Origin of the sequence: Flavivirga rizhaonensis, assembly GCF_004791695.1 — a bacterium.
Classification (GTDB): domain Bacteria; phylum Bacteroidota; class Bacteroidia; order Flavobacteriales; family Flavobacteriaceae; genus Flavivirga; species Flavivirga rizhaonensis.
Window position 1 is genome coordinate 31,202 of sequence record NZ_SRSO01000025.1, and the last position, 21,919, is coordinate 53,120.

At 33.5% G+C, this 21,919-nt stretch carries 11 protein-coding genes; 2 read left to right on the top strand and 9 right to left on the bottom strand.

The annotated features are described in order from the left end of the window. Positions 1–89: 89 nt before the first annotated feature. Positions 90–1,178: an AI-2E family transporter gene (locus EM932_RS15995; protein ID WP_135878210.1), complete on the top strand. Its 1,089-nt coding sequence runs from the start codon at positions 90–92 to the stop codon at positions 1,176–1,178. Between the two features lie 10 nt (positions 1,179–1,188). Continuing rightward, on the top strand, positions 1,189–2,370 hold the full coding sequence (locus EM932_RS16000) for a THUMP-like domain-containing protein (protein ID WP_135878211.1): 1,182 nt from the start codon (positions 1,189–1,191) through the stop codon (positions 2,368–2,370). Positions 2,371–2,404: 34 nt separating this feature from the next. Here EM932_RS16000 and EM932_RS16005 read toward each other — a convergent pair whose 3' ends face one another. The 9 genes from EM932_RS16005 to EM932_RS16045 all read right to left on the bottom strand — a co-directional run bounded on the left by EM932_RS16005 (position 2,405) and on the right by EM932_RS16045 (position 21,692). Further along, complete coding sequence (locus EM932_RS16005) at positions 2,405–4,318, bottom strand: coiled-coil domain-containing protein (protein ID WP_170179824.1); 1,914 nt, start codon at positions 4,316–4,318, stop codon at positions 2,405–2,407. Between the two features lie 172 nt (positions 4,319–4,490). Next, positions 4,491–5,834 (bottom strand): GntP family permease, encoded by a 1,344-nt coding sequence (locus EM932_RS16010; RefSeq protein ID WP_135878213.1) that lies wholly within the window; start codon positions 5,832–5,834, stop codon positions 4,491–4,493. A 2-nt stretch (positions 5,835–5,836) separates the two neighbouring features. Further along, a complete protein-coding gene (gene gndA / locus EM932_RS16015; protein WP_135878214.1) occupies positions 5,837–7,714 on the bottom strand; it encodes an NADP-dependent phosphogluconate dehydrogenase in 1,878 nt (625 codons plus the stop codon). 5 nt (positions 7,715–7,719) lie between these two features. After that, positions 7,720–9,963 (bottom strand): glycoside hydrolase family 3 N-terminal domain-containing protein, encoded by a 2,244-nt coding sequence (locus EM932_RS16020; protein ID WP_135878215.1) that lies wholly within the window; start codon positions 9,961–9,963, stop codon positions 7,720–7,722. Positions 9,964–10,035: 72 nt separating this feature from the next. Then, positions 10,036–12,171 carry a beta-glucosidase gene (locus tag EM932_RS16025; RefSeq protein WP_407925221.1) on the bottom strand — a complete coding sequence of 712 codons (2,136 nt, stop codon included), beginning with the start codon at positions 12,169–12,171 and terminating at the stop codon, positions 10,036–10,038. Positions 12,172–12,218: 47 nt separating this feature from the next. Then, entirely contained in the window at positions 12,219–13,118 is a 900-nt protein-coding gene (locus EM932_RS16030) for a carboxylesterase family protein (protein ID WP_135878217.1), read from the bottom strand. A gap of 246 nt (positions 13,119–13,364) precedes the next feature. Continuing rightward, positions 13,365–16,646 (bottom strand): VCBS repeat-containing protein, encoded by a 3,282-nt coding sequence (locus tag EM932_RS16035; RefSeq protein ID WP_135878218.1) that lies wholly within the window; start codon positions 16,644–16,646, stop codon positions 13,365–13,367. 254 nt (positions 16,647–16,900) lie between these two features. After that, a complete protein-coding gene (locus EM932_RS16040) occupies positions 16,901–18,451 on the bottom strand; it encodes a RagB/SusD family nutrient uptake outer membrane protein (RefSeq protein ID WP_135878219.1) in 1,551 nt (516 codons plus the stop codon). A 10-nt stretch (positions 18,452–18,461) separates the two neighbouring features. Further along, on the bottom strand, positions 18,462–21,692 hold the full coding sequence (locus tag EM932_RS16045; protein WP_170179825.1) for a SusC/RagA family TonB-linked outer membrane protein: 3,231 nt from the start codon (positions 21,690–21,692) through the stop codon (positions 18,462–18,464). Positions 21,693–21,919 lie beyond the last annotated feature (227 nt).

The following is a 21,919-nucleotide window of genomic DNA, read 5'->3' on the forward strand; positions in this document are numbered from 1 at the left end:
GAATAAAGTGGGTAACTAAATAAAATTAGTGTATCCGATTTCTCTCTTTGGTTCGAAATGACTAGATTTACTATTCTAAATTAATTCAATTGAATTCTAACACAATTTCTAATGGTATTTTAAAAGCTTTAGCCATTATTTTGGGTATTGCTTTAGTTCTTTACTTTTTATATCAAATACAATCGGTTATTGGCTATGTTGCGATTGCAGTGGTGATTTCATTAATAGGAAGACCAATTGTGTTATTTTTAGAACGTCGATTAAAGTTCAAAAATACCATTGCTGTAATAGTTACCATGGTCGTTCTTTTAGGGTTGTTTTTAGGCTTAGTTGGTTTATTTATTCCTTTGGTTATAAAGCAAGGACAAAATTTATCATTATTAAACATTGATGAGTTACAGATTAATATAGAGAACTTATATGTAGAAATTATTAATTATTTCGATTTACATCAAATAGATTTAGAGCAGTCCATTAAGGAATCTAATTTGTTATCTAAAATAGATTATTCACTGATTCCTGATTTCTTAAACTCTGTTGTAAGTGGCTTAGGTAGCTTTAGTATAGGACTGTTTTCTGTGCTTTTTATATCGTTTTTCTTTCTAAAAGATAGTCGATTATTTGAAAATGGTCTTCTAACCTTTATACCAGAAAATAAGGAATCTCGTTGGAAAAACTCATCAACCAAAATTAAAGATTTACTTTCTAGATACTTTGTAGGACTCATTTTCCAAATATTAATCCTGTTTATTATCTATACCATTGGCTTGCTTATTATTGGTGTTGAAAACCCTATCGTTATAGCGTTTCTGTGTGCCTTATTAAATTTAATTCCCTATGTTGGACCTTTAGTTGGCGCTTTATTAATGATAATATTAACAATGACAAGTAACCTTGGAGAGAGTTTTAGCGAGGTTATTTTACCCAAAACATTTTGGGTATTTATTGTATTTGCCATTGGGCAGTTAGTTGATAATTTTGGCAGTCAGCCAGTTATATTTTCAAAAAGCGTAAAATCCCATCCACTAGAAATATTTTTGGTGATTTTAACTACTGGGATCTTATTCGGGGTTATTGGATTAATTATTGCTGTTCCTGCATACACAGCGATAAAAGTAATCTTAAAAGAGTTTTTATCTGAAAACAAAATTGTAAAGAAACTCACAAAAGATTTATAATATTATTTTTTTGAATACCTTAATTTTAAATACTGAAATTCAAGAGTTTATACATAGCCATTTAAATTCTGATGTCATGTCATTACTACTCAAAGGTACGTCATTCCCTGATGTTGAAATCAAAGCTCTTATAGAACAAATTGAGGCGAAAAAGCGCTGCGAAAAGAAGTTGCCAACATGGTTTTATTGTAAAAATATATATTATCCAAATAAGTTAAATATTGAACAAACATCTTCTGAAATAACGGCTCAATATAAAGCTAGTTCGATTAATGGTGATAACGTTATAGATTTAACAGGTGGCTTTGGAATAGATTGTTATTATTTTTCAAAGGTATTTAAAACAGTGATGCATTGCGAAATCAATGAAAGCTTATCAGGCATTGTAAGTCATAATTACAAACAACTAGAGGTCAATAATATTGAAACCAAAAACATAGATGGCATTAACTATTTAAAAACTTCGAGAAAGCAATTTAATTGGATTTATATTGACCCTTCCAGAAGACATGATAGTAAGAGAAAGGTCTTCTTTTTAAATGATTGTCTCCCTAACGTTCCAGAGCATATCGATTTGTTTTTTAATCATTCAAAAAACGTTATGATTAAAACATCTCCTTTACTGGATTTATCTGTTGGTATTAATGAATTAAAGCATGTAAAAACAATTCATATTGTTGCTGTAAACAATGACGTAAAAGAATTGCTCTGGATATTAGAACATGGTTTTGAAGGCGATATAAGTATCAATACTGTAAATATTAAAAAGGAATCGAAAGCGGTCTTTAAATTTTCAATAGAAACTGAAAAAACTTCAGAATCAAAATACCACCAACCACTCTCCTATTTATATGAACCCAATAGTGCTATTTTAAAGGCGGGAGCTTTTCATACTATAAGTAATCGGCTTAATGTATATAAACTTCATAAGCATTCACATTTATATACAAGTGATTCTCTAATTGATTTTCCTGGAAGAGTCTTTAAAATTGAAAATATCGTACCATACAATAAAAAAGCGCTAAAAAGACACAGTATTTCTAAAGCAAATATTACAACTCGTAACTTCCCAGAAACGGTTCAACAGATTCGAAAAAAATTCAATATTAAAGATGGTGGTAGTGTGTACTTATTTTTTACTACTGATCTGGATGATAATAGAATTGTAATTATTACCGCTAAAGTAAATTAAACAACAAGTTTAAATGCTTTCTGAATCATATTATTTATTCAATACATTTTAACTTATCAATAAAAAACTCTTTATAATCTATATCTGTAATATTATGAGTTCCTTCTGTGCCTTTTAATAATATTGATTTAATTGGAGCCTTTTTTAATTGTATAATTTGTGATTTAGAAAGGTTTCCTTTAAACAAAAATGTACCACATTCCATATTCCAGGTATGATAAAAGGTTATTGTCTGATTATTTTCAAGTTTAACTTTTACAGATGACCGATTACGGGTAAAATAACTAACGCAACCTAAATCTTTTTTAGAGTTAAAAAATACATTTACTTGTTGACCATATTTATATAATTCTATGGTTAAATCATCGCTTATTGAATAAGGGTCTGTTCGGATATGATTTTTTTTGTAAAACTCATCATACATATTTATAGTGTAATGACATGTATTTCTATATTTGGTCTTTTCTGAATTAGCACTATCATCTATTTCTGTTGCCACTGAATCTTGCTGTCCTCTAATTTCTTCCTTAGCTTTAATAATAGAGTCTTGAATCCTTATTTTTTCTATTAATTCTGCTTCTCGTTTTTTGGCTTGTATCAATAACTCTTGTTGGTATTTGGAATCTTCCTTAACCTTTTTAATAATAGAATCTTGAACTCTTTGTTTTGCTTTTAATTCCGCTTCCTGTCTGCTGGCTTCTGTTAATAACTCTTGCTGACGCTTAGCTGCTTCTTTTGCCTTTTTAATAGAATCCTGAACCCTTTGTTTTTCTTTTAATTCCACTTCCTGTCTTTTGGCCTGTGCCAATAACTCTTGTTGACGCTTGGCTATTTCTTTAGCTTTGTTAATGGAATCCTGAACCCTTAACCTTTCTTTTAATTCCGCTTCCTGTCTTCTGGCCTGTGCCAATAACTCTTGCTGACGCTTGGCTGCTTCTTTAGCTTTGTTAATGGAATCCTGAACCCTTAACCTTTCTTTTAATTCCACTTCCTGTCTTCTGGCCTGTGCCAATAACTCTTGCTCACGCTTGGCTGTTTCTTTTGCCTTGTTAATGGAATCCTGAACCCTTTGTTTTTCTTTTAATTCCACTTCCTGTCTTCTGGCCTGTGCCAATAACTCTTGCTCACGCTTGGCTGTTTCTTTAGCTTTGTTAATGGAATCCTGAACCCTTTGTTTTTCTTTTAGCTCTGCTTCCTGTCTTCTGGCCTGTGCCAATAACTCTTGTTGATGCTTGGCTGCTTCTTTAGCTTTGTTAATGGAATCCTGAACCCTTAACCTTTCTTTTAATTCCACTTCCTGTCTTCTGGCCTGTGCCAATAACTCTTGTTGACGCTTGGCTGCTTCTTTTGCCTTGTTAATGGAATCCTGAACCCTTTGTTTTTCTTTTAGCTCTGCTTCCTGTCTTTTGGCCTGTGCCAATAACTCTTGCTGACGCTTGGCTGCTTCTTTTGCTTTGTTAATGGAATCCTGAACCCTTTGTTTTTCTTTTAATTCGGCTTCCTGTCTTTTGGCCTGTGCTAATAACTCTTGCTGACGTCTAGCTTCTTCTTTAGCTTTGATAATAGAATCTTGTTTCCTTTTTTCTCTTTTCTCTTTATTAACTATTTCTTCTATTCTTTTCTTTCTATTTTCTTCTTCTTCAATAGCCTTTTCCAGTTCTTTTTTTTCATTAGCATAATATAAATCCATCATTTCCTCATTAATCTCTAAAAAATCAGAATTCACATAACCAACCCATTCTTTATATATTATTTTATATATGTCTTTACCTAAATAAGCTGTAACTATACATCTTTCATTTTCTTTAAATTCAGCTAAAGATTGTGAAAACTCATTGGGCGTTTTATACAAACTACCATCCTCGAAAAAAGTTGTAGGAATAGATACTTCTTGCGAAAAAATATGGCTTGATAATATAAGGCAAACAAGAAGAGAGAAAAATTTCATATAGTAAATTGTAGAACGTGTAAATATAATAACCTGTTAAACTAATAACGAAGAAATACGACCTAATTTGAAAAAAGTCGAGGTGTAGTAATTTTTATCTATTTTTAATGCCAACAAGATCATTAAAATAGATAAAATACCAAAGGAAAATTATATTAAGCCTAACCGATTATCAAAAAAACAGCGATAAAATTGATGCACAAGCAAAGCCCGTAATTGCTAATAATGTGGTCATGACTGTCCAACTTTGAAACGTTTGTTTTTCAGATAACCCCAGATATTTACCAACCAACCAAAATCCACTATCATTTACATGAGACATAATACTTGCGCCTGAAGCTACAGCTATTACTAGTAATGCTTTTTGTGGATCTGAAACAGATTCCATTAAAAGAGGTGCAGTGAGACCAGCTGCGGTAATCATTGCTACGGTTGCAGACCCTTGTAAAACACGAATTACAACGGCAGATAAAAACGCAAATAATAATATACTAACGCCTTTGTTTGCGAAATAATTAGCCAGCATTTCTCCTGCTCCTGTGTTTACCAGCATTTGCTTGAACACCCCGCCTGCTCCTGTTATTAAAATTATCATACCTGCTGGTGCCATGGACTTTGTACTGATATCTAATAATTGATCTTTTGTAAAGCCTCTTCGAATTCCTAATAGATACCAGGCAATCAAATTGGCTATAATTAACGCCGAAAATGGGTGTCCAATCATGCCCATCCATTCCAGTATTTTTTTAGGTATTATATGTCCTCCTACTAACGGACTGTTTAGTATGGTGTTTACAACTATTAGTAAAATAGGAATAGCGATTATACTAATAATGATACCAACTGAAGGAAGGTTTTCTAGTTCTTTGGTTTCAGTAGCCATTTCAATCTGGGATACTTGAACTCTTTTTGAAATAAATTTTCCAAAAATAGGACCACATAGAATGGCTGTTGGAATTCCTGCAATTAATCCAAAAAATATGACCCATCCCAAATCTGCTTTTAAAATATCTGCAACAGCTACTGGACCTGGTGTAGGCGGAATAAATGTATGTGTTATAGCTAATCCTGCCAGTAACGGAATTCCATAAAGTAATATAGGTTTACCTGTCTTTTTTTGAAGGGCGTATACCATGGGTACTAAAATAATAAAGGCTACTTCAAAAAATACTGGAATAGCTACAATAAATCCAGTGAGCATTAATGCCCAGGGAGATCGTTCTACTCCAAACTTAGCCAATAATGAAGTGGCTAATGATTCTGCACCTCCAGAATGTTCCAGAATAGCACCAAATATACCTCCCAAGCCTACAACTAGTGCAACAAAACCCAATGTGTTTCCCATACCTTCCTGCATGGTTTTTATAATTGTTAAGGGTTCCATTCCTGATAAAACTCCCACAAAAATACTTGCAATTAGTAAGGATAAAAATGCCTGTATTTTAAAACGTAAAATTAGTACTATTAATAATACAACTCCTAATATTACTGATGTTAAGAGAGAAAAATCTATCATAATTAATACCAATTAGTGTGAAAAAATTGCTCTTTAGGAGCATCTATTTTTTGATACATATGTGCTCCAAAATAATCGCGTTGTGCTTGAATTAAGTTTGCTGGTAAGTTTTCGGTAGTGATTGCTATCCAATGATTATAAGCAGACCAAAATGTATCAAATGGTACTCTATGTGATAAACTGTAGGCTATACTTTTTGTCATATGGTTTTCTGCTGAAATCAATACTTCTAATAAATCTGTTGTATCCAAATAACTTTCATAATCTTTAAATACATTCACTGATGTTTCCATGAATTCAGAGCGGATGATGCAACCGTTGGTCCAGATACGAGCAATTTCTGATATGTTTAACTGCCAATTGAATGTTTTGGAAGCCAAACGAATCAATTCAAAACCTTGATGGTGATTTATAATTCTTGCAAATCGATATGCTTTTTCTAAACTATTAACATCAAATACATCTGTAACTTTTAAATCACTCTTAATAAACTTAGAGAGGTGTTTTCTTTTTTCTTTAAAAGAAGATATATAGCGGGCAAAAACAGCAGAAGACATCATGGTATTTACAGTTCCCAAATCGAAACCAGCTTTTGTAGACCAGGAACCAGTACCCTTATTACCGGCCTTGTCTAAAATAGTATCAAGCACATACTTTCCATTTTCCTTAGTTTTTAGAATATTAATTGTAATTTCTAATAAGTAACTAGATAAATCTGTGGTGTTCCACTGCGATAAAATAGTAGTGATTTCTTCATTATTATTGGTTATGGATAATAAGGCATAAATTTCTGCCAACAATTGCATCTCGGCATATTCAATGCCGTTGTGAACCATTTTAACAAAATGGCCTGCGCCTTGTAACCCTACATAAGCGCAACAAGCGTTACCCTTTTTATCTTTTGCTGCAATTGCTTCTAAAACTGGTTCTATAATCTGATAACTTTCTTTAGCACCACCAGGCATAATAGAGGGGCCCTTTCTTGCTCCTTCTTCTCCACCCGAAACGCCACAACCTATAAAATGAAGCTGCTTACTTTTTAAATATTCATATCTTTTATTCGTATCTAAGTAATGTGAATTACCTCCATCAATCAAAATATCACCTTCAGATAAAATAGGTATTAACGCTTCGATAACTGCATCAATGGCTTTACCTGCCTTAATCATAATGAGTATTTTTCTGGGACGTTCTAAAGAATTGACGAATGCCTTTAATTCTGTAAATCCCTTAATTTGCATAACCTCATCAGCTTTGTTTAAAAAGTCTGAAACAATATTTTCTTCTCCTGGAGCTATTCTATTATATACAGATAGTGCATACCCCTTTTCTGCAATGTTTAAGCTTAAACTGCTGCCCATAACACCTAATCCTATAACCCCAAAAAACGATTGATTTATATTTTCCAATTTTGAAATGATGTTTTCTGTAATCTTTTCTGGCGATTCGGAAATGTCAGCATGAATTCCATATTCAGGCGTTTCTAAATCCTTAAATTGAGAAGCTAACAAATCTGCATTCATAAAATGTCCACCTCTTTTTTCAATTCTTCCTTTAATTAAATCATGACTACCCGATAAATGAACCCATATAATATCATTATATTTTGAAGACAGTACTACTCTATACCTTTCCTTTAATGCAGAGCAAGCTAATATAGCTCCATTTTCTTCAGCCCATGTTTCAATATTACTTGCTAGTGAAAGTAACCAAGGGCATCTATCATTATCATTTAAAGACATACCCTTTGTCATTTTATCAATATTAGATTTTGGATGAAAATCGTCACCATCAAAAAAAGGAATCCCGGTTTTTTGAGATAATTGTTTTCCTACTGTAGTTTTACCACAGCCGCTGACACCTAATAGCACAATAATCATATACACTACTTTTTAAGATAGAAGGTATCTTTTAAACCAGATTCAGCATCAGAACCTACCCAAATATTAAAATCACCTTCTTCTGCATCACGAATCTGTTTATGATTTGTAAATTCTAACTGTGCTGCCGACACTTTAAAAATTACTTCTTTAGTTTCACCCGCATTTAAACTTACATGTTGGAATCCTTTTAATTCTCTAATAGGCCTCGTAATACTACCCACTATATCTTGCGTGTAAAACTGGACAATCTCTTTACCTTTCTTTTTACCAACATTTGTAACAGAAACTTTGACGATTAATTCTTCGTTGAAACCAATTGTATCCTTAGATATTTGTAAATTATCATATTGAAACTCTGTATACCCCAAGCCAAAGCCAAAAGGAAAATGTGGCGTATACCCAATATCTAAATAATGAGAATCATTTCCTAAGGAGCTCTGCCAAGCACCAATAGGAATATCATACATAGCTACATAGTCTTTTTTATTGGCAGGCCTTCCCGTATTTTTATGATTATAAAAATATGGTAATTGACCTGCAACTTTTGGCCAAGACACTGGTAATCTTCCTTCCGGTTCTCTCAATCCAAAAATAATCTCTTGCAATGCGGTACCTCCCATGGTACCAGGGTGCCAAGACATTAATACCGCATCAACATTATCTATAATATTCGTAATTGTAATAGGCCTACCTGCCATAATCACCAAAACAATAGGCTTGCCTGTTTTAGACAATTCTTTTATTAAGTCTTCTTGTACACCTGGCAAATCTAGGGAAGCTCTGCTATGAGCCTCTCCCGATAGAATAGCTTCTTCTCCTGCAACAAACACAATAACATCGGAATCTTTTACACCATTAGTGGCTTTTTTAAATTGTGCTTTTGATCTGTCTCTGCTATGTGTTAATCCCGTTACATACGTAACATTAACTTTTGCTTCTTTAAAGGCTTTTAAAGGTGTTATGGTATGTTCTTTTTCGCCATCGAATGTCCAAGTTCCCATTTGATCTAATGGCGCATTAGCCAAAGGACCTATTAATGCTACTTTTGTATCACCAGATAAAGGCAATATATTCTTATTTTTAAGTAATACCGAGCTTTTAATTGCTGCTTCTTTTGCTTCTGCTAAGTGTTCTTTTTTATAAAAGCTTGATTCATTATTTTTATCTCGATATGGCATTTCAAAAAGTCCTAGTCGCAATTTTATTCTTAATATGTTTTTTACAAATGCATTTAACTGAGATTCTGTAACTTTTCCTTCTTTTATCAAATCTTTTAGATAATGCTCATAAGCTCTACTAGACATTTCCATATCCATCCCAGCATTTGCTGCCAGTTCGCCTGCTTGTTTTTCATCTTTTGCATAACCGTGAGCAATCATTTCTATAACAGAATCCCAATCACTAACAACAAATCCATCAAAATTTAATTCATCTCTTAAAACGTTTTTTAATAGAAATTCATTCCCTGTTGCCGGTATACCATTTATCTCATTAAAAGATGTCATAACTGTTGCTACTCCTACATCTAAAGCTGATTGAAAAGGTGGTAAATATACATTACGTAGTAATGGTTCGGGAATTATTGTGGTATTATAATCTCTACCTCCTATAACTGCTCCGTAACCAATGTAATGCTTAGCACATGCTGCTATGCTTGTTGGGTTGTTTAAAGAATCACCTTGAAACCCTTCAATATAAGCTTTTCCATAAACTGAAGCTAGATAAGGATCTTCTCCAGGAGATTCTGCTATTCTTCCCCAACGACTATCTCTGGCTATATCTAACATCGGTGCAAAAGTCCAACGAATTCCAACTGAACTGGCTTCTATAGCTGCTATTCGAGAGGAGGATTTTACTATGTCTGTATCCCATGAAGATGCTAAACCAATAGGTATTGGAAATATCGTTTTAAACCCATGAACGACATCTCTCCCAAAAATCAAAGGGATTTTATTCGGACTTTCCTCCACTGCTATTTTTTGGAGTTCGTCTACAAATTCAACCTTCATGACATTTAACAATGCTCCGACTTTACCTTGCTTTACATCTTCTTTTAGTTCGTCTGATAGTGTTTTCGACCTACTGGACGTTCCTCTTAAGTTGGTTTGTCCTATTTTATCATCTATAGACATGGTTGCCAATACACTGTCTATAAATTTTTCTTCAACATTATTATCTGTTGTAGAAACTTTATTTTGAGAACAACCAATTAAGGCGAGTGCTATAATTACTAAGTAATATTTCATTAAAATGCATTTAAATATTTAAGATTTTGAAACGTCATTATTCCCTTTCTTCTTCTTTCTTAAATTCTTTTATTATTCAACTTCAAATTTTATTGTCTTGGAAATATTATTAGATGCATTTCCTATATATGCTATGTAATTCCCTTTTTCTAAATTCCAATCTGAAATATTCTCATCATAGAATGCTAAATCATTTACATTAATGGATATCTCAACAGACTGCGAGATACTCTTTTTCAAAACAATTTTCTTAAATCCTTTTAGTTCTTTAAGAGCTCTTTTTACTTTAGATTTTGGTTTTCCAATATAAACCTGAATTACTTCTGCTCCATTTGTATTTCCTGTATTTGAAACTACTCCGGAGATAACTACTTGCTCTCCTTTTGAATATATTTTTTTGTTTAATTTAAAACCTGATAACTCGAATGAGGTATAAGACATCCCTTCACCAAAGGCAAATAGAGGTTTAATATTTTTTGTATCATGCCAACGATATCCTACTAAAATATCTTCTTTGTAATATTGATTAATACCGTCTCCTGGGTAAGACAGTTCTCCAAAATGATGCGCTGCATTATCTTTTAATTTTGCAGGAAACGAGAATGGTAGTTTCCCTGAAGGATTAACATCTCCACTAATAACATCTGCTAACGCAGCTCCTGCCATACTTCCTAGATACCATCCTTGTATAAGCCCATTAATTTTATCTAACCAGGACATTTCTATAGCATTCCCTGTTAATAGTACTACGCCAACATTTTTATTAACTATCGTAATTTCATCTAGTAATTCATCTTGTCCAAAAGGTAATTCAAATTGTTTTCTATCTGCCCCTTCACAATCTTGAAGGTGACTTTTATTTAAACCACCAAAAAACAACACTATATCTGCTTTTTTAGCAACTTTAATAGCTTCAATTTTTAAGGAGTCTGCATCATACGGTGATGGCAAAACTTCGTCATATACTGATGGCCCCGAAGCAAACCCCATGGCATGAACAATTTTTGCGTTTTTATAACGTGCTTTTAATCCTTCAAGAGGGGATATTTCAAATTTTGGTTTTAATTCTGAAGAGCCACCACCCGCAGTCATTGATCGTATTGCATTTTCTCCAATAACAGCTATTGTTAGTCCTTTTTCATCTTCAATCGGGAAAAAATTATCTTTATTTTTAAGTAGCACAATACCTTCTGTAGCTACATTTCTAGCTACATTATGGTGTTCTACATTATTCATTCTTCCAAGAGACCTGTTGGCACTCATGTTTGTTCTAAACATCAATCTTAGAATACGTCGCACTTTATCGTCAACTACTGATTCTTCTATTTCCCCCTTTTTAATTGATTCCAAGAAAGGTGTTGCCAAATAATAGTTACTGTAGTGATTTAAAGTGGTTGTTCCCAAACCATCTGTTCCTGTACCCATTTCCATATCTAAACCATACAAAGCGGCTTCTTTTGTGGAATGTGCCGAACTCCAATCACTTATTACAACACCATCAAACCCCCAATCTGTTTTTAGTATTTTATGAAGAATTGGGTTATGTGTAGTGTACTTACCTCTAAATTTATTGTAAGCCCCCATAATTGCCCAAGTATTGCCTTCTTTTACAGCTGCTTTAAAGGCTGGTAAATAAATTTCGTATAAGGCCCTATCACTTACTTCAACATTGATTTTATCTCGCAAATGCTCCTGATTATTTAAAACAAAATGTTTTACACATGTGGCAACGCCATTTTCTTGAACCCCTTTTACATAAGGTACTACAAGCTTTGAAGCCAAATACGGATCTTCACCCATATACTCGAAGTTTCTACCATTTAATGGGGTTCTGTACATATTAACTCCTGGTCCTAAAAGCACATCTTTTTTTCTGTATCGTGCTTCCTCTCCAATGCTAAAACCATATTCTTTGGCAAGCTTTGGATTAAAAGTAGACGCTAAGCAGGTTAGCGCTGGAAAGGCTGTAATGGAATCATTAGTCCATTCCGCATACCCCCAGTTGTCCCAATTTATTTCTGCTCTCACACCATGAGGTCCATCAGACATCCATACTTCGGGAATTCCAAGACGTGCTACTCCCGGTGTACTAAATTTAGATTGTGCATGACACATAGCTACTTTTTCTTCTAAAGTCAATAAGGTAAGTATACTATCAATCTTTTTTTCTGTCATTTGATTCTTCTGAGCTTTTACTGTACTAGTCATAAATAATATAAAAACTAAAAAAAGAGGTTTTCTATAAAATTGCTTTATCATAATTTTTCTTGAGATGAATTCATTTTTCTTTTTTTGGAAAAAAGCCAAGGAATCAGTTCTGCTTCGTTAAAAGCTTTTTTGAATGATTCTCGGTGACCTGTATTTGTGTACTCTGTATACCTTACATCTGCATTACTATTAGACAATAGCTTAAACATTGTCCTTGACCCTGCTACTGGGTTCCACTTATCCATATCCCCATGAAATATCCAGAATGAAATATGCTTTATTTTTTCCAGTTGATCTGGATCAGAATAGCCAGCCATAGGTATGGCTCCTGCAAATAAATGTGGTTTTCTGGCTGTGAATTCCCAAGTTCCAAAACCACCCATTGACAGTCCTATGATATAAACTCTGTCTGTATCAATATTTTTATCTTTTATCGTTTGTTCAATTAATTCTAATGCAGCTGCTCCAGATTCGGAAGGCTCGGTACTCATTTTATAAGTGCCATCTGTACCTAACCCTTTAAAAGGTGTTTCTGGTGAATTGCCAATCCATTTTGCCCATTCTTCATTTTCTGTTTTATCTGAACACTGTGGAATTAAAATATGACAAGGGTATTGAGATTGCATTGTGTTTCCTAATAATGAATTTGAATTTATTATTATTCCTGCTTCATGGTATATCTTTGAATCATTATCAACTCCCCGATCTCCTCTTCCGTGTAAAAAAACCACTAAAGGAATTTTTGTTTGAGCCTCATTATTAGGGCTAAACAAACGATAAGGCATCTTTAAACCATTTGAAGACGAAAAAACATACTTTGTTAATAAAGAATCAATTGTCAATTTTTCCATGTTATAAGCCTTCTCACCTAAGGTGTCTTTTTGTGCATTTCCAACTATACAGCTTAGAAAAACAAAAAAAATAAATGGTATAGATAATTTTAACATCTTAACTGTTTCTAAAGGGTTGAAATGCCCCTTATTTAAATCAGGGGCAATCAACACAAAAACTAAACTAATTTGATACTTATTTTTACTTAAGCTCTCTATTATAAAGACCCATAGGAAAGAAAAACGGGTAGCATTAAAATGACAATTATAATTTTAAAAAATAAATGAAAGATTTTTAGAACAGATACAGCCTAAATATTAAGCCATAGATTTTGTGTCCTGCGTTTGTTTTTTCATAAAACATCAATTTATTTTAATAAATTGAGGGGAATCGTTATTTTTGGCTGCAATGATATGTTTGTGACCATTAATACTAATTGAAATCAAATCTTTTACATCCCCTCTAATAGATAAACCACATTTTACATTAGGAACTGGTAAAAAATTGCCTTGCCCATCCCCCTTTAAGTAAGTCCCTATACTTGAATCATTTCTTGGGGTTTCTATTTCTGAAGCATATAAATTTCCAGCAATCACAATATCTTTGTTACCATCGTTATCTATATCAGCAGCAATTATTCTATTTACCGAAGAGAACTGTGTTTCGTTAGGTAATTTGGTCAACTTAAATTTACCGCTTCCCAAATTCTCTATATAACTGCTGGCAAAAGTATGTGCTTTATAGTGTATCTCCGCATTAGCCAATGCCTCTTTACCGTATACCTCTGAAACATCAGCTACTGCAAACGAATTATAATTTTCAAATTTTTTATTCAATGATGGTATTTGTTGTGATGAACATGATTTACCTCGTACTGGAAACAATTTACCGAAATTGTAATAACTTAAAACAATATCTTTTCTTTTGTTATCATCAAAATCATCTGCGTATACCTCAAATGGTTCTTCTATTGTGGCTTTATATTTATAATTTAAGCCAAGATTACCTACTACGTAATCCATGTCGCCATCGTTATCAAAATCATCTTGAGTAATCCCAGACCACCATCCATTAGTATTTTCTAGACCTATGCTTTCTGTAACATTTTTAAACGCTCCTCCGGTATTACTATAAAATAAAATTGGAGTCCACTCACCTATTATTATTAAATCTAAAGTACCGTTAGCATCAAAATCTGTCCAACTAGCATCGGTAATCATACCTAATTTTTCAAAATCTGGCGCTAAATAAGGCGTTACATCTTTAAAAACTCCTTTGTCGTTATTCAAAATATAACTTTTTGTAGGCCACGGGTATTGACCAGCTACTAATCGACCTCCAACAAATAAATCTAAATCTCCATCTTTATCATAATCTCCTGCTTTTACTCTAGAACCACTTGTTATTATTTCTGGTAAATTATTTTCTCCTTTAATAAAGGCTCCTTTTCCTGTGTTGATATATAAACGATCTTGAAAGTGTGATAAGCCATGTATTTTTTCATTACCTCCACTAACTACATACAAATCTTGATCGCCATCGGCATCGGCATCAAAAAATAAAGCGCCCATGTCTTCTTGTTTTTTATCTACCTCCCATACATCTTTATTCGTTCTATTAAATTTGCCTTCTGAGTTTTGAATAAAGAGAGCCCCAGCTTGTTGTGACGCACCTCCTATGTAAAAGTCTTCTAATCCATCACCATTAACATCTGCCACAGCAACGCCCGATCCTAGCATCGATGTTTTATGCGGAAGCAATGGTTCCAAATAGTAATCATTATAATTATTTTCTGTATGTTTAAAATCTACTTCAAGTGAATCTAGCGCTACTGTTTTAAACATTTTTAGGTTTTCAATAGATCCTTTGGTTTGATCTATAGCTGATGAAAAATCAACGACTAAGTTTTGACCTGCTTTTACATTTTTTATTTCAGAAATATGATTATTTGGCCAAACAACTTTAACCTTAGAAATATTCTCAGTCTTTCCCAATCCAAAATGCAATTGAGGTGCTACAGAGGATTGGAAACCTCTGGATAAGGTAAGCTCATTGTATTGTTCTAATGAATCTGTTAATACATAAACTTTTGCTCCAAGACCATTTTTGTTTTTTTCAGGTCCTTTTAAAGTGACTTGTAAATAGTTATTATTATCTAAATTATTGTTTCTGTAAACCGAAGCTTTTTGATCTATATTATTTATAACATAATCTAAATCACCATCATTATCTAAATCTGCATAAACAGCTCCATTAGAAAAGGTTTTTTCTTCCCATCCCCATGCTGTGACCATATTTTTAAAGGTATAATCTCTGGTATTTTTATAAATATAATTGGATACTTTTTCTGAAGGGATCTGTTCTATTTCTTCTGCAGATAACTTTACACCTCCAAAATGATTTCTGGATTTTAATTGTTTAAAATAATCTCTGTTATTAATATCTCTTCGGGTACCATTAGAAATAGTTAAATCTTTCCAACCATCATTATCTAAATCAGCAAAAAGGATTGACCAACTCCAATCGGTTGTCGCTATTCCAGCTAACCTGGAAACTTCACTAAATATAGGATTACCATTTGTATCAATTCCTCTATTGAGTTGAAGACAATTTTGCATGTATTGGTAATTTAGCCCTGCCTTTACCATCTTTGCAAAACCTCTAGGGTTCATACTTGCCATATTTGCTTTAGATCTTCTGTTATCCTCTGGCGTCATATCTACTTGAGCAATATCGATAAGCTTATCATTATTATAGTCGGCTACATCGACTCCCATACCATACTGAGCAGTATGGTTAACAGATTCTGCCGCAATTTCTGTAAAAGTGCTGTTCTTATTATTAATGTATAAATAATCTGCAGAATCAAAATCATTAGATACATAAATATCTTTCCAACCGTCATTATTAAAATCAGCGATGGTAGCACTTAAAGACAGACCAAAGTTTAGAATCCCTGATTCAACGGTAACATCTGTGAAGGAACCATCACCATTATTGCGATATAAAATATCTGATTCCTCTATTTTAGGATGATTTGCTTTTCGTTGATATAATGCTACGGGGCTTTTAAAAGGTGTTGGCGGATAATTTGCAAGATAAAGGTCTAAATCGCCATCATTATCATAATCAAAAAAAGTACTCTGTGTGGTATGCCCATTATCATCTATCCCAAATGCTTTGGATTTTTCTGTAAACGTAGTATCTCCATTGTTTACATATAGTAGGTTATTTCTATTATTTCCTTTTCCTGAAACACTCACATAAATGTCTAAATAGCCATCATTATTAATGTCTACCATGGTAGTTCCTGTAACCCATCTATCATCTCCTGCTACTCCTGAACTATTGGTAATATCTTTAAATACAAAATCACCTTTATTAAGATAAAGTGTGTTGGATTTCATATTTGCAGTAAAAAACAAATCCACAAGACCATCGTTATTAATATCTCCCGCAGATACGCCTCCTCCCATATACATGTAAGGGTAATTGAAGTAGTTTAAACTATCGGATTCAAAAATATCATTTGAAAATAAAATACCTGTCTTGTCTGACGAAAGCAGACTAAATTGCTTTACATCTTGCTTTTTACAAGATAACACTAGAAACAAAATAACAAAACTGGTATAAATAATCTTCATTTTATAAATTTAAGGAAAAAAGAGGCTTTTGAATAAATTCCAAAGCCTCTATCAAATTAAACTAACTCAACAATAAACTTTAATAATACCAATTCTCATTTGAAATAACCTTAATAAAACACCCTTTTTCGCCTTCTACTTCAATAGAAAAAGAAACCGTAACTGAGGCTATGCTTTATTTTTATATTTTGTATAAAGCAAAAAATCATTATTTTATTTTACAGTAATTCCAAACAAGAAATGGTATAAATTAATTAATATCCATCATTTTGTTTAAGATTAGGATTAGCACTTAACTGAGAACTTGGTATTGGATATATTTCACGATTAGCAGGCATATCTAATCCATAATTATCCATGATAAATTTATTAGCTTCTCCTGATCTTCTGATAACCCCCCAAAGTGAGAATTCACCAGCTAACTCGAGTCTATACTCTTTTAGTATACCATCCATATCTACCGTTTTATTAGGAGCAGTACCACCCCAGGCTCTATTTCTTACTCTATCAAAAGCAGCCTGTGCTTTAGCAGTTTGTCCATCTTTTAAAGCAGCTTCCGCTAAACTTAGCAAAGCACCTCCATAGCGCATCCAAATATGACCTTGTCCGCCAAAAAGAATAGATCTTCCCCATCCTTCAATTTCAGGGTCTCTCCAGGATTTAACAGCCCAGTATCCTGATCTTGTTTCTGGCGACCCACCAGTCCATGGTTCAGCAACGGTACCTACTGTATTAATATCAACGCCATCATAATTTATAATATCAATTAATGGATCAGGGTGTTCTTCTCCAGGAGCCAGAACCGTCGCTGATCTTCTTAAATCGCCTGGTTCGAAAGCATCGTATAATTCTTTTGATGGAATCCCAGTAAATCCACCGCCACCAGTAATATCCGTAGGCATCGCAAATAATTGCAAAATATTCACTTCATCATTTCTACCCCAACTTAAATCAGCATTAGCAGCCCATTGTAGTTCGAATATTGATTCTTTACCATTGGGATTTGCTAGCGCATGAATGTCAAGAAAATTATCCTCCAAATCAAGAACCGGACTATCTTCTAATGCTTCATAAGCCGTAACTGCTTCTCCATATTGTTTTAACCACATATGTGCATTTCCTAAAACAGTATAAGCTGTTGCTTTAGTTATTCTTCCTTTTTCAACATCATAAGTCCAGGGGAGCAAAGTTATAGCCTCAATTGCATCTGTTACAATCTGTTGGAATACCATATCTTGGGAATCTCTTGCTTTAAAAGGATCATCAGCAGGGCTAAGCATTAATGGAACATCACCATAAACTTCACATAAATATTGGTAAGAAATACATCTAAGAACCAATACTTCTCCTATTAAACGATTACCTAAATCGGTATTAATACTTCCATTTTCGACTGCAGTTCGCAAACCTTCAAGTGTAATATTTGCTCTACCAATTTGTCTGTAATGGTTAGGCCAAATCTTAACAGCAACATCACTAGAAGATGGGTCTGGATTAAAATTTAAATAAGAGCTAGTTGCTGGATTTTCATTGTTTAAAAAATCTAACCCAGTGCTATTGGCCCATCTATGAATTCCTTTCACATTATATTCATTAGGTATTCCTGGATCTCCTTGTGAGTCATTTTGGAACGCATCATAAACACCTGTCACAGCTGCCAATGCCGTATCATCGGAGCTAAAAACTACTTCGCTAGTTAAATCCTGATTATTGGTATCAACTAAAAAATTATCAGAGCAAGCAACCAATGTACCGACAAGTACAATAGTAATTAAAAGCCCTATTCTTTTTATTTTTATATTCATAACAGTTTATTTAAAATTTCAAATTAAGACCTAAAGTAAATGTTTTAGAAAGCGGATATGCTCCGGCATCAATACCTCTAGTCGTTACGCTACTATTTCCATTAATATCAGCATTTTGACCAATCTCTGGATCAGAACCAGAATAATCGGTTATGGTAAATACATTTTGAGCACTTGCATAAATTCTTAAATTGCTTAATCCAAGCTTTTCAATAACATCAGATGGCAAGCTGTAACCTACGTTAAGATTTCTCAATCTAAAATAGGAACCATCTTCAACAAAATAACTGGAAGCTCTGTTGTTTTGAATATTACCATCGTCTATAAGTGCTCTTGCGAAAGTATTAGAAGAGCCTTCTCCAGTCCAACGGTTGTTAAAATATTCTGTACTTACATTAGAGAAAGAGGCCGAATTTCCATAACCAGAAGCACTTTCTAATTCACGCTTTACCAGGTTTAATATTTCACTACCATATGACCCATAGAAATTAAAGCCTACATCAAAATTCTTATAGTTAAACGTTAAATTTAAACTTCCAAAGAAATCAGGAACCGGGCTACCAATAGTTGTTCTATCATCTCCATTAATAACACCATCATCATTTAAATCTAAAAATTTACGATCACCTGGTGCAGGCACAACATCATTAGCACGAGTAGGAGCAGCATCAACTTCTGCCTGAGTTTGAAAAATTCCATCAGCTACAAAACCGTAGAAAGCGCCTACTTCTCCACCAACCCTAGATCTAGTAACGTCATACCAAAAACCATCTTCATTAAAATCATCTAAAAATTGGTTAGGGAATCTAACTTCTCCTGCAGGATTATTAAGATCGGTAATTTCGTTGTTTATTGTCGTTATATTGGCATTTATGTCAAATGTAAAATCACCATTATTTTTACGATATCCTACTAAAAATTCAAATCCTTTGTTAACTACGGTACCTCCATTTTGTGGTTGTGTAGTGAAACCAGATTGAGCTGGTACGGTTTGGAAAAACAAGAAGTTCCCCGACTCTCTATTAAAGTAATCTGCTGTAAAATAGAGTTTACCATCTAATAATTCACCTTCCAGACCAATATTCGTTTGTGTTTGTGTTTCCCAACTTAAATCAGAATTAGCTAATGCAAGAGGAGCTAAACCTAATGAACTATTTACTGGAGTACCATCAAAAGTATAATTTGTATCATTTGTACCACCTTGCCCAATAAAAAGAGGAAGGTACCCAAAAGGATCTATACCTTCAAAGTTTCCTGTTTCACCCCAACTTGCTCTAAATTTTAATACATCAAAAACACTATCATCCATAAAATCTTCTTCGTCAATATTCCATCCAGCTGCAAAAGAAGGGAAAACACCCCATAAGTTCTGTGGACTAAAAACATTGCCTACTCCATCTCTTCTTATAGTACCTGTTACATAATATTTGCTATCAAAACTGTAGTTTAATCTTGCAAAAGTACTGGCAAGTGTTCTTCTGTCAGAAAAACCAGAAGAATCTTTAATATCATCTGCTGCTGTAATACTTCTTATTGCGTTATTTAAAAAACCAATACCAGTTATATCTATTAATTTTCTAAATCTTCTTTGTGCAGAAACTCCGCCTAAAACATCAATGGTGTGCTTATCATTAAATATTTTCTTATATTTTAAAAGATATTCTGCTAACCATTCATTACTCGTAGACTGGTTAGTACTATATTCTGCATTAACTCTTTGGTCAATATTACCATTACTACGATAGTATGCTGGTTGAAAAAATTCACTAGCAAAATTATCGACTCTTGCACCAACTTTTAATTGAGTTGATACCCCTCCATAAATATCCCATTCTGCATCAATATTAGCTAGAACAGTATTGGTGACATTATCTTGATCGTTCTCTAATGCTCGTGCTACCCAGTTTCTACCATCACGGAAAGCTTCTCCTGTCACATCTGGAAATGCTCCAAAATTACCATTTGCATCAACAGGAAGATCGGTCGGGTTTGTGCCTCCTTCCAGGTTAGCCTCTCCTATAGGTGCTAAGTGTGGTACTGTAGAAAATAAATTTAATAAAGCATCACGCCCTGTACCCAATGGTTGGAAACTTTGAGAGGTGATATATTTTACGTTACTTTTTAAACGGATTTTATCAGTGATGTCAAAAGCTGCATTAAAGCCTAAGTCATATCTTTTATATTTAGATGCAAGAAGGGTACCTTCTTCATCAAATATCCCAGCTGTAAAAGCTATTCTAGATTTTTCACCACCGCCCCTAACACTTAATGTTACACTTTTCATTGCAGCTGAATCAAATATTTCATCTTGCCAATCTATATTTCTCAAAGAACCTGGGTTACTCCAACCAGCGTAAGGTACTGCTACACCACTTACATCATCATCTGCACTACTACTAAGTTCTAATGCTAATGCTGCAAATTGATTGACGTCTAAAACATCAACTCTTTTAGGCTGTGTACGGAATCCCATAAATGAATTCAATTCTACTTGTACTTTTCCTTTTAATCCTTGTTTGGTTTGAATAATTACAACACCGTTACTTGCACGGACTCCATATAGAGCTGTTGCCGATGCATCTTTTAACACAGATAAAGATTGGATCGTGTTCGGGTTAATAAAAGAAATATCATTTGTTGGAAAGCCATCAACAACATACAATGGTGTTGTACTACCAAAAGAACCTACACCACGAATGTTTACAGAAACAGAAGCACCTGGTGCACCTGAATTAGATGTAACTTGTACACCAGCAGTTTTACCTTGTAATGCCTGATCTACCGTTGTTGCAGGAAATGTATTTAGTTCTTCCGCACCAATAACAGCAATTGCACCGGTTAAATCCTTTTTAGAGGCTGTACCATAGGCAACAACGACTACTTCACTTAGAGATTGTGTGTCTTCTTCAAGGCTAATGTCAATAGTAGATCTACCATTAACTGAAACTTCTTGTGTAACGTAACCTATATAACTTACTACTAATGTAGCATTGTCTTCTACATTGGAAATAGTATAGTTGCCATCAAAATCTGCTTGTGCTCCATTGTTAGTCCCTTTAACTACAATATTTGCTCCAGCTAGAGGAATTCCGTTAGTATCTTTAATAGTTCCAGAAATTGATTTCTGGATATTAGAGCTTTCCACATTTCCCGATTCCAAAGTAGTATTCACGTTATCTGAATGTACTATGGTTTGAACCGAAAAAAATGAAATTATCAATAAAAGTAAATTTACCTTCATTTTTAAGTTAATTTTAAGTGAATTGAGCCACAATAGCCCAAAACTTTTAGAGTTTTTCATATCTTTGAAATGTTATTAATAATTAGCTAATCGTTTAGTTGATTATTCTAATCGGGAAGTATTACAGTACTTCTCGATTTTTTTTGTTTTATATTCTAAATTGTAGTTTTCTTTATTTCATATAAGTTTTTTTGATTTTAAGTTAATTTAGTTTGTCTTTAGTGGTT

What these genes read in the sequence shown, in the direction of transcription:
- EM932_RS16005 (WP_170179824.1), bottom strand. Translation starts at nt 4,318, where the DNA reads ATGAAATTTTTCTCTCTTCTTGTTTGCCTTATATTATCAAGCCATATT.
- EM932_RS16010 (WP_135878213.1), bottom strand. Translation starts at nt 5,834, where the DNA reads ATGATAGATTTTTCTCTCTTAACATCAGTAATATTAGGAGTTGTATTA.
- gndA (WP_135878214.1), bottom strand. Translation starts at nt 7,714, where the DNA reads ATGATTATTGTGCTATTAGGTGTCAGCGGCTGTGGTAAAACTACAGTA.
- EM932_RS16020 (WP_135878215.1), bottom strand. Translation starts at nt 9,963, where the DNA reads ATGAAATATTACTTAGTAATTATAGCACTCGCCTTAATTGGTTGTTCT.
- EM932_RS16025 (WP_407925221.1), bottom strand. Translation starts at nt 12,171, where the DNA reads ATGACTAGTACAGTAAAAGCTCAGAAGAATCAAATGACAGAAAAAAAG.
- EM932_RS16030 (WP_135878217.1), bottom strand. Translation starts at nt 13,118, where the DNA reads ATGTTAAAATTATCTATACCATTTATTTTTTTTGTTTTTCTAAGCTGT.
- EM932_RS16035 (WP_135878218.1), bottom strand. Translation starts at nt 16,646, where the DNA reads ATGAAGATTATTTATACCAGTTTTGTTATTTTGTTTCTAGTGTTATCT.
- EM932_RS16040 (WP_135878219.1), bottom strand. Translation starts at nt 18,451, where the DNA reads ATGAATATAAAAATAAAAAGAATAGGGCTTTTAATTACTATTGTACTT.
- EM932_RS16045 (WP_170179825.1), bottom strand. Translation starts at nt 21,692, where the DNA reads ATGAAGGTAAATTTACTTTTATTGATAATTTCATTTTTTTCGGTTCAA.